Source organism: Streptomyces sp. NPDC050842 (assembly GCF_044456565.1).
GTDB lineage: Bacteria > Actinomycetota > Actinomycetes > Streptomycetales > Streptomycetaceae > Streptomyces.
The window spans coordinates 73,984-88,454 of sequence record NZ_JBITGA010000007.1; the positions used below are offsets into that span (position 1 = coordinate 73,984).

The 14,471-nt window shown below is 73.9% G+C and carries 14 protein-coding genes; 5 read left to right on the forward strand and 9 right to left on the reverse strand.

Annotated elements, in window-relative coordinates; translation table 11 throughout:
• Positions 1-71: 71 nt before the first annotated feature.
• Complete coding sequence (locus tag ACIBG6_RS24035; protein ID WP_317594128.1) at positions 72-1,157, reverse strand: amidohydrolase family protein; 1,086 nt, start codon at positions 1,155-1,157, stop codon at positions 72-74.
• Positions 1,158-1,449: 292 nt separating this feature from the next.
• On the opposite strand from ACIBG6_RS24035, the gene ACIBG6_RS24040 reads away from it, so the two are divergent.
• A complete protein-coding gene (locus ACIBG6_RS24040; protein ID WP_399225023.1) occupies positions 1,450-2,550 on the forward strand; it encodes a pyridoxal-phosphate-dependent aminotransferase family protein in 1,101 nt (366 codons plus the stop codon).
• A 67-nt stretch (positions 2,551-2,617) separates the two neighbouring features.
• Here ACIBG6_RS24040 and ACIBG6_RS24045 read toward each other — a convergent pair whose 3' ends face one another.
• Complete coding sequence (locus tag ACIBG6_RS24045; RefSeq protein WP_399224605.1) at positions 2,618-3,685, reverse strand: alkene reductase; 1,068 nt, start codon at positions 3,683-3,685, stop codon at positions 2,618-2,620.
• Positions 3,686-3,799: 114 nt separating this feature from the next.
• Here ACIBG6_RS24045 and ACIBG6_RS24050 point away from each other — a divergent pair, with 114 nt between their 5' ends.
• Positions 3,800-4,360 carry a MarR family winged helix-turn-helix transcriptional regulator gene (locus ACIBG6_RS24050; RefSeq protein WP_399224606.1) on the forward strand — a complete coding sequence of 187 codons (561 nt, stop codon included), beginning with the start codon at positions 3,800-3,802 and terminating at the stop codon, positions 4,358-4,360.
• 34 nt (positions 4,361-4,394) lie between these two features.
• Here ACIBG6_RS24050 and ACIBG6_RS24055 read toward each other — a convergent pair whose 3' ends face one another.
• From ACIBG6_RS24055 to ACIBG6_RS24070, 4 genes are all read right to left on the reverse strand, one after another.
• Positions 4,395-5,453 (reverse strand): aminotransferase class V-fold PLP-dependent enzyme, encoded by a 1,059-nt coding sequence (locus ACIBG6_RS24055; protein WP_399224607.1) that lies wholly within the window; start codon positions 5,451-5,453, stop codon positions 4,395-4,397.
• A gap of 107 nt (positions 5,454-5,560) precedes the next feature.
• Entirely contained in the window at positions 5,561-6,268 is a 708-nt protein-coding gene (locus tag ACIBG6_RS24060; protein WP_399224609.1) for a DsbA family oxidoreductase, read from the reverse strand.
• Positions 6,269-6,333: 65 nt separating this feature from the next.
• Positions 6,334-6,810, reverse strand: coding sequence for a GNAT family N-acetyltransferase (locus ACIBG6_RS24065; protein WP_399224610.1), 477 nt, complete (start codon positions 6,808-6,810; stop codon positions 6,334-6,336).
• A gap of 6 nt (positions 6,811-6,816) precedes the next feature.
• The gene (locus tag ACIBG6_RS24070; protein WP_399224612.1) at positions 6,817-7,833 is read right to left on the reverse strand and encodes a GlxA family transcriptional regulator; all 1,017 of its coding nucleotides are present in this window, start codon (positions 7,831-7,833) and stop codon (positions 6,817-6,819) included.
• 70 nt (positions 7,834-7,903) lie between these two features.
• Between ACIBG6_RS24070 and ACIBG6_RS24075 the strand changes: the two genes are divergently transcribed.
• Positions 7,904-9,292 carry an MFS transporter gene (locus tag ACIBG6_RS24075; RefSeq protein WP_399224614.1) on the forward strand — a complete coding sequence of 463 codons (1,389 nt, stop codon included), beginning with the start codon at positions 7,904-7,906 and terminating at the stop codon, positions 9,290-9,292.
• Positions 9,293-9,298: 6 nt separating this feature from the next.
• Here ACIBG6_RS24075 and ACIBG6_RS24080 read toward each other — a convergent pair whose 3' ends face one another.
• Entirely contained in the window at positions 9,299-10,213 is a 915-nt protein-coding gene (locus ACIBG6_RS24080; RefSeq protein WP_399224616.1) for an AraC family transcriptional regulator, read from the reverse strand.
• Positions 10,214-10,313: 100 nt separating this feature from the next.
• Between ACIBG6_RS24080 and ACIBG6_RS24085 the strand changes: the two genes are divergently transcribed.
• Entirely contained in the window at positions 10,314-11,333 is a 1,020-nt protein-coding gene (locus ACIBG6_RS24085) for a zinc-dependent alcohol dehydrogenase family protein (RefSeq protein ID WP_399224617.1), read from the forward strand.
• A gap of 3 nt (positions 11,334-11,336) precedes the next feature.
• On the opposite strand, the gene ACIBG6_RS24090 is transcribed toward ACIBG6_RS24085, so the two are convergent.
• A complete protein-coding gene (locus tag ACIBG6_RS24090; RefSeq protein WP_399224619.1) occupies positions 11,337-12,830 on the reverse strand; it encodes an aldehyde dehydrogenase (NADP(+)) in 1,494 nt (497 codons plus the stop codon).
• Between the two features lie 172 nt (positions 12,831-13,002).
• Here ACIBG6_RS24090 and ACIBG6_RS24095 point away from each other — a divergent pair, with 172 nt between their 5' ends.
• Entirely contained in the window at positions 13,003-13,773 is a 771-nt protein-coding gene (locus ACIBG6_RS24095; RefSeq protein WP_024761148.1) for an IclR family transcriptional regulator, read from the forward strand.
• Positions 13,774-13,788: 15 nt separating this feature from the next.
• Here the strand turns inward: ACIBG6_RS24095 and ACIBG6_RS24100 are convergent, their stop codons facing one another.
• Positions 13,789-14,286 (reverse strand): cupin domain-containing protein, encoded by a 498-nt coding sequence (locus tag ACIBG6_RS24100; protein WP_267042929.1) that lies wholly within the window; start codon positions 14,284-14,286, stop codon positions 13,789-13,791.
• Positions 14,287-14,471: the final 185 nt, after the last annotated feature.

Here is a 14,471-nt window from a genome sequence, read left to right on the forward strand (position 1 = left end):
ACCGGCCGCCGACAGGCCGCTGACCGGCCCGCCGCCCGGCCGTTGACCGGCCCCGGTCAACGGCCGGGCGGTCAGCCGACCACCCGGCCGTTGACGACGACCCGCCGCGGCGCCGCGAGGACGCGGACGTCCGCGCGCGGGTCCTCGCCGTAGACGACGAGGTCGGCGGGGGCGCCCTCCTCCAGCGACGGGCGGCCGAGCCAGGCCCTGGCGCCCCAGGCCGTGGCCGAGAGCGCGTCGATCGGCGGGATGCCGGCGCGGGTCAGTTCCTCGACCTCCTCGGCGACGAGGCCGTGGGCGAGGGAGCCGCCCGCGTCGGTGCCGACGAAGACGGGGACGCCGGCGTCGAAGGCGGCGCGGACGGTGTCGTACCGCCGCTCGTACAGCCTGCGCATATGGGCCGACCAGCGCGGGAACTTCTCCTGGCCGCCGTCGGCGAGATGCGGGAACGTCGCGATGTTCACCAGGGTCGGGACGATGGCGACGCCCCGCTCGGCGAAGAGCGGGATCGTGTCCTCGGTGAGGCCGGTGGCGTGCTCGATGCAGTCGATGCCCGCCTCGACGAGGTCGCGGAGGGAGTCCTCGGCGAAGCAGTGCGCCGTGACCCGGGCGCCGAGCCGGTGCGCCTCGGCGATGGCCGCCTCGACCTCGGGGCGCGGCCAGCAGGCGGTGAGGTCGCCCGCGTCGCGGTCGATCCAGTCGCCGACGAGCTTGACCCAGCCGTCGCCGCGCCGGGCCTCGCGGCCGACGTACGCGACGAGGTCGGCGGGCTCGATCTCGTGGGCGTAGTTGCGGATGTAGCGGCGGGTGCGGGCGATGTGCCGGCCGGCGCGGATGATCTTCGGGAGGTCCTCGCGCTCGTCGATCCAGCGGGTGTCGGAGGGCGAACCGGCGTCCCGGATCAGGAGCGTGCCCGCGTCCCGGTCGGTGAGGGCCTGCTTCTCGCTGGTGGCCTCGTCGACCGGGCCGTGCCGGTCGAGTCCGACGTGGCAGTGGGCGTCGACCAGGCCGGGCAGCGCCCAACCCTCGACGGTCACCGCCTCGGCGGCGGGCCGGTCGTAGGTGATCCGCCCGTCGACGCACCAGAGTTCGTCCCGTACGTCCTCAGGGCCGACGAGCACCCGCCCCTTCACATGCAGCACCGCGTGATCGCTCATGTCTGCACTGTACGAGGGCGGGCGCCCGGGCCGGGACCCCCGGTCGAGGGGGGCACTCGTCGATCGCGCTCCCGTAGCGGGCGTCCAGGTGGGGCCCGCCGAAGGAGGCGACGCCGATGCCCGCCCGTGCCCGGTCCGTCGTCCTGTTGGACAGCTGATGTCCCTTGACGGTTGCATCAGGACGAAGATCCCTTTTGTACAGGTGGGCCAAGGAGCGAGCGGACCGTCCGTCGGTACCCTGATCGGGAGTTCCGCCCGCACCGCACCGAGTCGAAGAGGCACCGACGTGACCGTGACACATCCGCTCCTGGACCTGGCCCCGCTGACCGCCGCGCATTTCGCGTCGATCGAGCGGCGGGTGGCCACGCTGCTCTCCACGGAGCAGGACGTGGTGATCACCCAGGGCGAGGCGCTGCTTCCCCTGGAGGGGTGCATCCGCAGCGGGGCGCGGGCCGGTTCGACCGCGCTGAACGTCGTCACCGGTCCGTACGGGCAGACCTTCGGCAACTGGCTGCGGGACTGCGGGGCGACCGTGGTCGACCTGGAGGTGCCCTTCCACACGGCGGTGACGGCCGCTCAGGTGGAGCGGGCGCTCGCCGAGCACCCGGAGATCGACTTCGTGTCGCTCGTCCACGCGGAGGCGGCGACCGGGAACACCAACCCGGTCGCGGAGATCGGCGAGGTCGTCCGGGCGCACGGCGCGCTGTTCTACCTGGACGCGGTGGCGTCGATCGGCGCGGAGCCGGTGCTGCCGGACGCGTGGGGCGTGGACATGTGCATCATCGGCGCGCAGAAGGCGATGGGCGGCCCGGCGGGCGTCTCGGCGGTCTCGGTGAGCGCGCGGGCCTGGGAGCGGTTCGCCGCGAACCCGGCCGCGCCCCGTCGCTCGTACCTCTCCCTCCTGGACTGGAAGGAGCGGTGGATCGACGGCGGCCGGAAGGCGCTGCTGCACGCTCCGGCGCAGCTGGAGATGCTCGCCCTCGAGGCCTGCGTCGAGCGGATCGAGGCGGAGGGTCTGGACGCGCTGATGGCGCGGCACGCCTCGGCCGCGGCGGCGACCCGGGCGGGTGCGCTGGCGCTGGGCGGCGGTCTGAAGCCGTACGTGTACGAGGCGAAGGACGCGGCCCCGGTCGCGACGACGCTGCGCGTGCCGGCCGGGGTGGACGCCTCGGAGCTGGTCGCGAGGGCCCTCTCCGCGGATCCGTCGCTGCCGCTGATCGCGGGCGGCGGGGCGCTGGCGAAGAAGATGATCCGGGTCAACCACTACGGGGTGGACGCGACTCCGGGCGCCGTGCAGGCCTCGCTCGCGGCGCTGGGCGCCGCGCTCGGCGACACGGGCCGCCCGGTGGATCTGGAGGCCGCGCGGCGCGCGGTCACGGAGGCCTGGAAGTAGGAGCGCGTACGGAAAGGAGGGCGGGGTCCGGCGACCGGACCCCGCCCTTCGTCGTGCGTGGCATCCCTTACAGCGCGGGGTAGTCGGTGTAGCCGCGGTGGTCGCCGCCGAAGTACGTGGCGGTGTCCGGGGTGTTGTACGGGCCGCCGGCCCTGAGGCGGGCGGGCAGGTCGGGGTTGGCGAGGAACAGTGCCCCGTAGGCGACGAGGTCGGCGGTGCCGTCCTCGACGAGGGCCAGGGCGTCGGGGCCGGTCGGGCCCTCGCCGGCCGGGTTCAGGATGAAGGTGCCGGAGAAGGCCTTGCGCAGGGCGAGGGTCAGCTCGCGGACCTCGGGCGCGGGCTCCGTGACGTGCAGGTAGGCGATGCCGATCGGGTCGATCGCCTCGACGAGGGCGGGGTAGATGTCCTCGGTGTCGGTCTCGGCGATGTCGTTGTAGGTGTTGGCCGGGGAGATGCGCAGGCCGGTGCGCTCGGGGCCGATCTCGGTGGCGACGGCCTTGACGACCTCGACGGCGAAGCGGATGCGGTTCTCGACCGGGCCGCCCCATTCGTCGGTGCGCAGGTTGGAGTTGGTGGAGAGGAACTGCGAGACCAGGTAGCCGTTGGCGCCGTGGATCTCGACGCCGTCGAAGCCGGCCTCCACCGCGTTGCGGGCGGCGGTGGCGAAGCCGGCGATCGTCTCCCGTACCTCGTCGGCGGTGAGTTCGCGCGGGGCGACGAAGTCGATGAGTCCGGAGCCGGCGAAGAGCTGTCCGGCCGGGGCGACCGGGGACGGGCCGACGGGGTGGAGGCCGTCGCCGAGGACCTGGGGGTGGCTGATCCGGCCGGCGTGCATCACCTGGACGAAGATCCGGCCGCCGCGCTCGTGGACGCCGTCGGTGACCTGGCGCCAGGCGGCGATCTGCTCGGCGCTGTGCAGGCCGGGGGTGCTGGGGTAGCCCTGACCGATGGCGGTCGGCTGGACGCCCTCGGTGATGATGAGGCCGGCCGAGGCGCGCTGGGCGTAGTACTCGGCGACGAGGGCGGTGGGGGTGCGGCTCTCGCTCTCGGCCCGGCTGCGGGTCATGGGGGCCATGGCGATGCGGTTGGCGAGACGGATGCCGGCAAGGTCGACGGGGTCGAAAGCGGTGGTCATGGCGGTTCCCTCACATCATTATGTGGTCGGCCAACTAATGGGGCCGTTGCCACTGTAACCCATTCATTGGCCGACCAAGGTAATCTTCTGGGAGAGCCGTCCCGAGGAGCCCTGATGTCCGGAACCGACCCCGCCTGTACCGACCCCGTCTGTACCGAGCCCCGCGCCGCGGCGCCCACCGGTGTGTGCGGCGAACCGCTGCCGGACGCCGCGCGCGGCGGGCCTGTCAGCCACACTCTGGCGCGGGTCGCCCGGATGCACCGGATCGCCATGGGGCGGCGGCTGCGGGAGCTCGGCCTCTACCCGGGGCAGGAGCTGATGATGATGCGCCTGTGGGACTCCGGGCCGGTCCGCCAGTCGGAGCTGATCCAGTCGCTCGGGCTCGACCCCTCGACGGTGACGAAGATGCTCCAGCGCCTGGAGCAGTGCGGTCACGTCCGCCGCCGACCGGACCCCGCCGACCGGCGCGCGGTCCTCGTCGAGGTGACGGACAAGGGCCTGGCGCTGCGAACCGGGGTCGAGGGCGCCTGGAAGGGCCTGGAGGACTTGTCTCTGGGCGGGCTCGCCCAGGCCGACCGGGCGGAGCTGGCCCGCCTGCTCGGTCTCGTCGCGGAGAACCTGTACGAGGAGGCGGGCGAGGAGGGCGACTGCCCGCCGCTGCCGAAGAGCTGCTGACGGCGGAGGCGGGGCGCCGGGTCTCGCGGAGGGCTCAGCCCGCCAGGACGTCCAGGACGCGGTCGACGTCCGCCGCCGTGTTGTAGAGGTGGAACGAGGCCCGCAGGTTGCCCGCGCGGTCGGAGAGCAGCACGTCGGCGTCGCGCAGCGCGTCCGCCCGGTCGCCGAGGCCGGGGATCGCGACGACCGTCGAGTCGTCCATGACCGGCGCGTGGCCGAGCTCGACGAGTCCGGCGCGGAAGCGGGCCGCGAGCCCCTTGTCGTGGGCCTCGATCCGGTCGATGCCGATCTCTTCGAGCAGCGCGAGCGAGCGGGCCGCCCCGTGGTACGAGAGGAAGGCCGCAGGCTCGTCGAAGCGGCGTGCGGAGCGGGCCAGTTCGCGGACCGGGCCGTAGCTGTTCACCCACAGCTCCTCGCCCGTGACCCAGTTGGCGTGGATCGCGAGCAGCGAGTCCTGCGCCTCCTCGGTGACGGTGAGGAAGGACGCCCCGCGCGGGCAGAGCAGGTACTTGTAGGCACCGGTGACCGTGTAGTCCCACTCCCCCGCGTGCAGGGGCAGCCAGCCGGCCGACTGCGTGGCGTCCAGGAGGGTGCGGGCTCCGTGGGCGGCCGCCGCGGCCCGTACCGCCGCGAAGTCGGCCGTGCGGCCGTCCGCCGACTGCACGGCGGAGAAGGCGACGAGCGCGGTCTCGGGGCGGACGGACTCGGCGAGCTGCTCCAGGGGCACGAAGCGGGTCTTGAGGTCGCCGCGGATCGTGAACGGGGTGAGGACGGAGGAGAAGTCGCCCTCGGGGAAGAGGATCTCGGAGCCCGCGGGCATCGACTGGGCGATCATTCCGCAGTGCACGGCGACGGAGCTGCCGACGGAGACGCGCTCGTGCGGGACGTGGGCGAGCCGCGCGAAGGCCGCCCGGGCCTCCTCGACGATCGCGAAGCTGCCCGCGCCGTCGGCGCGGCCGTCGGCGGTCTCCTCCGCGAGGAGCGTGACGGCGTCGATCGTCCGGCGGGGCAGCAACCCGCAGGCGGAGGTGTTCAGATAGGTCTTCTTGGGCGCGAACTCGGCGCCGCCGAGCGGCTGATGCAGGGAATCCATGTCCCCACCCTGGATTCCCCACGATCACCCGTCAATGGCGATTCGACCGTGGGGAAGCTCCAAGACGCCCTTATCCGCGCAGGTCAGACTGGGTGCGCTGGCACCGGTCAGGCCTGCGGGACCTCGCAGCCGTCCGGGCCGCAGGCGTCCGCGCCGGCGTCGACGACGGGCTGGAGTACGCGGCCCTGCCAGGCCTGCTCCAGGGCCTGGGTGAAGACCTCGGCGGGCTGACCGCCGGAGACGCCGTAGCGGCGGTCGAGGACGAAGAACGGCACGCTGTTGGCGCCGAGTTCGGCGGCCTCGCGCTCGTCCTCCCGTACGGCGTCGGCGTAGGCCGAGTCGTCGGCGAGGACCGCCCGGACCTCGGCCTCGTCGAGACCGGCCTCGACGCCGAGCGTCGCCAGGGTCTCGGCGTCGAAGACGGAGCGCTCCTCGGCGAAGTTGGCGCGGTAGGCCAGGTCGAGCAGCTCGCTCTGCCGGCCGCGCGCCTTGGCGAGGTGGAGCAGCCGGTGGATGTCGAAGGTGTTGCCGTGGTCGCGGCCGTCGGTGCGGTAGCCGAGGCCCTCGGCGTGCGCGTTGTCGGCGACGTGCTGCTCCATGGCGCGGGCCTCGTCGAGGGTCCGGCCGTACTTCTTCGCCAGCATCTCCAGGACCGGGCCGGTGTCGCCCTTGGCGCGGTGCGGGTCCAGCTCGAAGGAGCGGTGCACGACCTCGACGTCGTCCCGGTGGGCGAAGGCCGCGAGGCCCTTCTCGAAGCGGGCCTTGCCTACGTAACACCAGGGGCAGGCGATGTCGGACCAGATCTCGACGCGCATGGGACTTCTCTCCGAGGGGTTGCCGGTGGGGTGTTCGTCGACGGGAACGCCCCCACCGGTCCGGTTCATTCCGCTTCGGGCGCCAGTGTGAGGCGGAGCACGAGGTGGTTGCCGGAGTGCGGGGAGACCGGGTCGGGGGCCCAGCCCTGGGCCGCGTAGAAGGCCTGGGCTCGTTCGTTCTCCTCGAAGACCTCCAGGACGGCGGTGGTCACTCCGGCGGCCTGCCAGGCCTCGACGCAGGCCGTGTGGAGGGCGCTGCCGACGCCCCGGCGCCAGTGGGCGGGGGTCACGTGCAGCTGGCTGAGGAACATCACGCCGTCGCGCTCGCCGTAGGCGGCGATCCCGGCGACCTCCCCGTCCAGCTCGGCGCACAGCACGGCCCCGCGGTCGATCGCGCCCGTCCAGCCGGTCCGGGAGCGGGCCAGCTCGTCGGGGCCGGCGTAGGCGGACTCGGGGAGGTGGCCGCGGTAGTACGTGGCCCGGGCCTCGGCGTGGAGGGCGGTGACGGCGTCGAGATCGGCGGCGGTCGCGTATCGGATCATGAACGTTCAGGACGCGGCGGCGCGCGCGCCGGTTCCGGGGAGCCCGGTCCGGGTGGCCAGGCGGCTGAAGGAGGCCCGGTACGCGCTCGGGGTGAGGCCGGTGCGCCGCAGCAGGTGCTGCCGGAGCGAGTCCCCCGTGCCGAGGCCGCTCGCGCGGGCGACCTGCTCCATGCCGAGGGAGGTGGCCTCCAGGAGCTCCTTGGCCCGCTCGACGCGCTGGTGGAGCAGCCATTGGAGCGGGCTGACCCCGGTCTCGGCGTGGAAGCGGCGCGAGAGGGTGCGGACGGAGGTCCCGGCGTGCCGGGCGAGGTCGGTGAGCGTGAGCGGTTCGTCGAGGCGCCCCATGGCCCACGCGCGCGTGTCGGCGAAGGAGATCCCGCGCTCGGGCGGCAGTGGGGTCTGGGTGAACTGGGTCTGGCCGCCGGGCCGTACGGGTGCGACGAGGGCGAGACGGGCGACGGTGTTGGCGACGGCGGCGCCGTGGTCGGTGCGGATGACGTGGAGGCAGAGGTCGATGCCCGCCGCGTATCCGGAGGAGGTGAGGAGGGGGCCGTCCTGGACGAAGAGGACGTCGTCCTGGAGGTCGACGGCCGGGTGGCGCTCGGCGAGCAGCTCCCGGTACGCCCAGTACGTCGTCGCCGCCCGGCCGTCGAGCAGCCCGGCCTCGGCGAGCGCGAAGGCGCCGGTGCAGATGGAGGCGATCCGCTTGCCCGCGGCGGCGGCACGGCGCAGCGCGTCGAGGATGCGGGGGTCGGGGTCCGTGTACGAGCCGCTGCCCGCGAGGACCACGGTGTCGGCGGCGTCCACGGCGTCGAGGCCGTGCGGGACGAGCAGGTCGAGGCCGCCGGTGGTGGTGACGGGACCGGGGTCGGGGGCGCAGATGACCGTCTCGTACCCGGGCCGGCCGTCGATCTCGACCTTCCCGAACAGCATCTCGGGAATGGCCAGGTTGAACAGGGAGACGGGCGGGGCGGCGATCACGGCGACGCGCTGGACGCGCGGGACGGCGCCTGTGATCGACATGGCCAGAACCTCCGGGCATATGGCATTCGGGCCACTACTCTACGTCCGCGCCGGTCACGAAGGTGGGGACATGTCATCGACCGATCTCACCGAAGCCCTCGCCGCCCGGCGCGGCACCCCTGACGGAGCCCCCTCCCCCGGTCCGGCTCCGGCCCTGGCCGCCGCGACGCTCGGCTTCGCCCTCATCACCCTCGACACCTCTGTGGTCAACGTCGCCCTGCCGGCGATCGGCGCCGACCTGGGCACGGGCATGACCGGTCTCCAGTGGGTGGTCGACGCGTACACGCTGGTGTTCGCCGCGCTCCTGCTGTCCAGCGGGGCGCTCGCCGACCGCTTCGGGGCGGCCCGGGCGTACGGGGTCGGGGTCGTCGTCTTCACCGTCGCGTCGGCCGCCTGCGGTCTGGCCCCCGGCCTCCCCTCGCTGCTCGCCGCCCGGGCGGTGCAGGGCGCGGCGGCGGCCGTGATGCTGCCGGCCTCGCTCGCCCTGGTGCGCGAGGCCTACGGCGATCCGGGGCGGCGGGCGCGGGCGGTGTCGCTGTGGGCGGCGGGCGGGACGGTCGCGGTGGCACTCGGCCCTGTCGTGGGCGGGGCCCTGACGACGGCCTGGAGCTGGCGCGGGATCTTCTTCGTCAACCTGCCGCTCGGGCTTCTCGCGCTCGCGCTGCTGACCCGGGTGGCACGCTCGGAGCCGCGGCCCGCGCCGCTCGACCTGCCGGGGCAGCTGACGGCGACGACGACGGTCGGCGCGCTGACCTTCGCGGCCATCGAGGGCGGTACGGAGGCCTGGTGGGCACTGGGGGTCGCGGCCGTCTCCCTGGCCGCCTTCCTACTGATCGAGGCGCGGCGGAGCCGTCCGATGGTGCCGCTGGGGCTCTTCCGGAACACGACGGTGGCGGTGGCGGTGACGGCGGGCGCGGCGAACAGCGTGGCCTTCTACGGGATGATCTTCGTCTTCAGCCTCTTCTTCCAGCAGGTGCTCGGGCTCTCGGCGCTGGGCGCGGGGCTGATGTTCCTGCCGATGACGGGGCTGCTCGCCGGGGTGAACCTCCTGTCGGCGAAGGCCGCGGCCCGGTACGGGGCGAGGCTGCCGATCGTGGTCGGCCAGGCGGTCGCGGTGGCCGGCCTGCTCGGCCTGCTCACCGTGGACGCGGACTCCTCCCTCCCGGCCCAGGCCCTGCTGCTGGTGCCGCTGGCGCTGGGCGCGGGCTTCTCGCTGCCGCCGCTGATCGCCTCGATGATGGAGGCGGTGCCGGCGGAACGCGCGGGCACGGCGGCGGGCCTGCTCAACGCGATCCGCCAGACGGCGGGCGCGCTCGCGATCGCGGTCTTCGGCTCACTGGCGGCCCACGACATGGCCGGCATGGAGACGGCCCTCCACACGAGCCTCCTGATCAGCGCCGCCTTCCTCACCCTGACCACCCTGGCGTCCCTGCGCCTGCCGGGCCGCCGGACCCGCTGAGCGCGCTCAGGCGCCCTTGCGGTAGCGGCCCGGGGCCATTCCGTACTCCCGCTTGAAGGCCTTGGCGAAGGCGAACTCCGAGGAGTATCCGGAGCGTTCGGCCACCGCGCGGAGCGGGAGGTCGTCCGTGCGCAGGAGGCGGCCGGCCGTCGTCATGCGCCACCAGGTGAGGTACGCGAGGGGGGAGCGGCCGACGAGGGCGGTGAAGCGGCGGGCGAAGGCCGCGCGGGAGAGGCCGCCGAGGGCGCCGAGTTCCTCGACCGTCCAGGCTCTGGCCGGGTCGTCGTGGAGGGCGCGGAGGGCACCGGCGACCACCGGGTCGCGCAGGGCGGCCGACCAGCCGGCCGACCGGTCGCCGCACTCGGTGAGCCACCAGGTGCGCAGCAGGTAGAGGAGCAGGGTGTCGAGCAGGGCGGGCACGATGGCGTCGGATCCCGGCTGGGGTTCGGCAAGCTCGGCGCCGAGGAGGTCGACGGCGGCCCGCAGCCGGGGGTGGGCGCCGACCCGGGCGGGGAGGTGGACGTACGGGGGCAGCTCGGTGAGGAGCGGGTGTGCGCGGGCCCTGCTGAGCTGGTAGGCGCCGCAGAGGAGCAGGGTCTCCTCGGCGCCGACGGGTCCCCGGTCGGGCACGGTGGGCCAGGAGCCGTCGGCGGCCGGCGTGGCGTCGACGAGCGGGGTGTCGGGGCGGTCCGCGAGGCCGTGGCCGGTGCCGTGGGCGAGCAGGACGACGTCGCCGGGGCCGAGCCTGACGGGGGCGCCGTCGTCCGGGGGGATGAGCCAGGCGGTGCCCTGGAGGACGACGTGGAATCCGGCGCCCTTGCTCGGGGCGAAGCGGAAGCCCCAGGGCGCGAAGCGGACCGTGCGGGAGGAGTGGGGCCGCCCGGTGCGCATGGCGGCGATGGCATCGCTCAGTACGTCCATCCCGGCACCGTACTCCTCGTCGAGGGTGGCGAGACGATCGGATATGACCGGGAGTCATGGGGATATGGATCGTCTCGCCGCGCCTTCGTACGGTCGAGGCATGACGACGACAACTGGCAGGACGACCAAGGCGGTTCTGTTCCACGAGACCGGCGGCCCCGAGGTGCTGACGGTGGAGGAGGTGGCGCTGCCCGCCCCGGGGCCCGGGGAGGTGCTCGTACGGGTCGAGGCGATCGGACTCAACCGTGCCGAGGCGCTGTTCCGCGAGGGCACGTACTACTACCGGGCGACGCTGCCCGGTTCGCGGCTCGGCTACGAGGCGGCGGGCGTGGTGGAGGCGGTCGGCGCGGGCGTCACCGCCTACGCCCCGGGCGATCCGGTGATGGCGGCGGCCAACTTCGACTTCGGGGTCCACGGCGTGTACGCGGAGCGGGTGGTGCTGCCGGAGGAGTACGTGGTGGCCCGGCCCGAGGGGGTGGACGCGGTGACGGGGGCGGCGGTCTGGCTGACGTACTTCACCGCGTACGGCGGGATGGTCCTGACCGGCGGACTGCGGCCCGGCGACCATGCGGTGATCACGGGCGCGTCGAGCGGGGTGGGGACGGCCGCGATCCAGACCGCGCTGCGGATCGGCGCGGTGCCGATCGCCACCACGCGCGGCGAGGGCAAGCGGAAGCGGCTGCTGGAGCTCGGGGCCGCGCACGTGATCGTGACGGAGAACAAGGACGCCGATGCCCTGGTGGAGGAGGTGCGGCGGATCACGGGCGGGGCCGGCGCGGACCTGGTGTTCGACGCGATCGGCGGGCCCGGTTTCGCCCGGCTCGGGGACGCGCTGCGGCCCGGCGGCACGGCCGTGCTGTACGGCTTCCTGGACCCGCGGCCGGTCGAACTGTCGATGAACTGGCCGATCACCACGCACGGATACGCCAACGGGGCGCTCGCCAGGACCGAGGAGGGGCGGCGGCGCGCGGCCGGGTTCATCGGCTCGGGGCTGCGGGACGGCTCCCTGGCGCCGGTGATCGCCGAGACCTTCGAGGGTCTGGAGCGGATCACCGACGCCCATCGGCTGATGGAGTCCAACACGCACACCGGGAAGATCGTGGTGCGCGTGCGCCACTGAAGGTCAGCGGCGGGGCAGGCCCAGCGGGTTGCCGTCCCGGAGCTCCGGCGGGAGCAGGTGCTCCGGGGTCGTCTGGTACGTGACCGGGCGGAGCCAGCGCTCGATCGCGGTCGCGCCGACCGAGGTGCTGGTGGAGGTGGTGGCCGGGTACGGGCCGCCGTGGTGCTGCGCGGCGGCGACGGCGACCCCGGTGGGCCAGCCGTTGACGAGGACGCGGCCCGCGAGCGGGGTGAGTTCGGCGAGGAGCGGCCCCGCGGCCTCGTCCTCCTCGGCGATGTGCAGGGTGGCGGTGAGATTGCCCGGCAGCAGGCCGAGGACGGCGGTGACCTCCTCACGGGAGGAGTAGCGGGCGACGACGGTGACGGGTCCGAAGCACTCCTCCAGGAGGAGGTGGTGACCGCCGCCGGTGAGCCGGTCGGCGTCGACGGCGAGGACGCCGGCGCTGACCGTGTGCTCGCCGCCCGCGCCCGGGGTGACGGGGGTCCGCACCCCGTCGAGCGCGCCGCGCTCGGCGACCCCGGTGACGAAGGCGTCCCGCATGCGGTGGTCGAGCATCACGGCCGGTTCGGTCTCGCTGACCCCGGCGGTGAGCGCGGCGAGGAAGCGGTCGCCCGCCTCGCCCCGCGGGGCCAGGACGAATCCGGGCTTGGTGCAGAACTGGCCCGCGCCCAGGGTCATGGAGCCGGCCAGGCCGGCCCCGATCTCCTCGGGGCGCTCCTCGGCGGCGGCCGGGGTGATCACGACCGGGTTGAGGGAGCCGAGTTCGCCGTGGAAGGGGATGGGTACGGGCCGGGCGGCGGCCGCGTCGAAGAGCGCGCGTCCGCCGCGTACCGAACCGGTGAAGCCGGCCGCCGCGACGAGCGGGTGGCGGACGAGCTCCACGCCCGCGTCGAAGCCGTGGACGAGGACGACGACGTCCTCGGGCAGGCCCTCCTTGGCGGCGGCCCGGCGCAGCAGCGAGGCGCAGAGTTCGGAGGTGGCCGGGTGGTCGGGGTGGGCCTTGACCACCACGGGGCAGCCGGCCGCGAGGGCGCTCGCGGTGTCGCCGCCGGGCACGGAGAAGGCGAGCGGGAAGTTGCTGGCCGCGTAGACGGCGACGACGCCGAGCGGGATCTTCCAGCGGCGCATGTCGGACCGGGGCGGGGTGGCGTCCGGGTCGGGGAGGTCGATCCGGATGTCGAGGAAGGACCCTTCCGTGACGACCTCGGCGAAGGCCCGCAACTGGGCGGTGGTCCGGGCGAGTTCGCCGGTGAGCCGGACCGGCCCGAGGGCGGTCTCGGCGTCGGCGGCCTCGATGACGTGCTCGCGTGCCTCGTCGAGGAGGTCGGCCGCGGCACGGAGGAAGGCGGCCCGCACCGTGCGGTCGGCGAGCGCGTCCCGGGCGCCGTGCGCGGCCCTGACCGCCCGGTCGACCTCCTCCGCTGTGGCCTCCACCGCAACCTGCTCGCGCGGCTTCCCCGTCCGGGGGTCCACACTCCACACTGGTTCTGCCGCCACCGCCACGCCCCTGTTCGCTATTCTGAACGCCGTTCCCGTAGATGAACGCGTCTGCGAGGGACTCTATTGACGGCCCGGCCGTCTCCACAAGGGGCCCGCTCGGCCAGGTGGCCAGGGCGGGCCGGGGGGCGACCGCCGGGACGACCGGACAACGGAAAAAGGGGCGAGGGTCATGGCGACTGCCGACGCGGGTGGGGCACAGGTGAAGTCCGCGGTGCGGACCGTGGAGCTGCTGGAGTACTTCGCCGGGCGCCCCGGGATGCACTCGCTCGCCGCCGTCCAGGAGGCCGTCGGCTACCCCAAGTCCAGCCTGTACATGCTGCTGCGCACCCTGGTCGAGCTGGGCTGGGTGGAGACGGACGCCACCGGCACGCGGTACGGCATCGGGGTGCGGGCACTGCTCGTCGGCACCTCGTACATCGATGGCGACGAGGTCGTGGCCGCCGCCCGGCCGACGCTGGACCGGCTCTCCGACGACACCACCGAGACCATCCACCTCGCGCGGCTCGACGGCACGAACGTGGTCTACCTGGCGACGCGCCAGTCCCAGCACTACCTGCGGCCGTTCACCCGGGTCGGGCGCCGGCTGCCCGCGCACTCGACATCGCTCGGCAAGGCACTGCTCGCCACCCACACCGACGAGCAGGTGCGCAAGCTGCTCCCCGAGACCCTGCCGGCGCTGACCGAGCACACGATCACCGACCGCGAGAAGCTCATCGAGGAGCTGCACGTCATCCGCGAGCAGGGCTTCTCGGTGGACCGCGAGGAGAACACCCTCGGGCTGCGCTGCTTCGGGATCGCGATCCCCTACCGGACCCCGGCGCGGGACGCGATCAGCTGCTCGGTGCCGGTGGCGCGGCTCACCCCGGCCCACGAGCAGATGATCAAGGACGCGCTCTTCGACGCGCGGGACCGGCTGACGCTGGCGACCCGCCGCCTCTGAGCCTCCCGCCAGGCGTCAGCCACGCTCGGCGAGGGCCTTCTGCCAGACCGGGCTGTCCACGTAGTGGTTGTCGTACTGCTCCGAGGACGCCTTGATCTCCTCGAAGCTCGCCTCGCCGCGCATGACCCGGCCGAGGAGGCGCAGGTAGTCGAAGCGGGCCATGCCGGGCGTGAAGGCGAAGAGGACGTCCGCCTCGGCGCCGGGCGCCGCCGCGAAGGCGTGCGGGGTGTGCGGCGGGACGAGGAGGAAGTCGCCCTGCTCCAGGACGGTCAGCTCCTCGCCGACGAGGACCTGGAGCGAGCCGCCGAGGACGAAGAACATCTCCGAGGCCTTGGTGTGGAAGTGCGCCGGGGCACCGACCGCGCCCTTCGCGAACGAGGAGCGGTAGCTCGTGAGCTGCCCGCCGGTGGTGTCGGAGTCGGCGAGGAGCGTCATCACGCTGCTCGGGTCGGCGGTGGTCTCGGCGGTGGCGGCGCGGGTCAGGAGCGGGGCGAAGGTCGCGTTCTCGTTCATGATCACTACTTTAGTGAGCCATTGACCCCGGGGAATGGGTCAATTGATCACAGGAATCATGGGTCAATTCCGCCTCGCCCCGCCTCCCCCGAGGCGGGGCGAGGCGGAGGGCTCCTCCCCCGCGCGGCGGAGACGGTTCACCACACGGCAGGACGTGGCACCGGCACCCCGCACGGGAGCGTGGA

Bases quoted from the DNA above. Each gene is read 5' to 3' on its own strand.
- ACIBG6_RS24095 (WP_024761148.1), top strand. From the start codon at position 13,003: ATGGCGACTGCCGACGCGGGTGGGGCACAGGTGAAGTCCGCGGTGCGG.
- ACIBG6_RS24085 (WP_399224617.1), top strand. From the start codon at position 10,314: ATGACGACGACAACTGGCAGGACGACCAAGGCGGTTCTGTTCCACGAG.
- ACIBG6_RS24080 (WP_399224616.1), bottom strand. From the start codon at position 10,213: ATGGACGTACTGAGCGATGCCATCGCCGCCATGCGCACCGGGCGGCCC.
- ACIBG6_RS24075 (WP_399224614.1), top strand. From the start codon at position 7,904: ATGTCATCGACCGATCTCACCGAAGCCCTCGCCGCCCGGCGCGGCACC.
- ACIBG6_RS24050 (WP_399224606.1), top strand. From the start codon at position 3,800: ATGTCCGGAACCGACCCCGCCTGTACCGACCCCGTCTGTACCGAGCCC.
- ACIBG6_RS24100 (WP_267042929.1), bottom strand. From the start codon at position 14,286: ATGAACGAGAACGCGACCTTCGCCCCGCTCCTGACCCGCGCCGCCACC.
- ACIBG6_RS24065 (WP_399224610.1), bottom strand. From the start codon at position 6,810: ATGATCCGATACGCGACCGCCGCCGATCTCGACGCCGTCACCGCCCTC.
- ACIBG6_RS24035 (WP_317594128.1), bottom strand. From the start codon at position 1,157: ATGAGCGATCACGCGGTGCTGCATGTGAAGGGGCGGGTGCTCGTCGGC.
- ACIBG6_RS24045 (WP_399224605.1), bottom strand. From the start codon at position 3,685: ATGACCACCGCTTTCGACCCCGTCGACCTTGCCGGCATCCGTCTCGCC.
- ACIBG6_RS24055 (WP_399224607.1), bottom strand. From the start codon at position 5,453: ATGGATTCCCTGCATCAGCCGCTCGGCGGCGCCGAGTTCGCGCCCAAG.
- ACIBG6_RS24060 (WP_399224609.1), bottom strand. From the start codon at position 6,268: ATGCGCGTCGAGATCTGGTCCGACATCGCCTGCCCCTGGTGTTACGTA.
- ACIBG6_RS24070 (WP_399224612.1), bottom strand. From the start codon at position 7,833: ATGTCGATCACAGGCGCCGTCCCGCGCGTCCAGCGCGTCGCCGTGATC.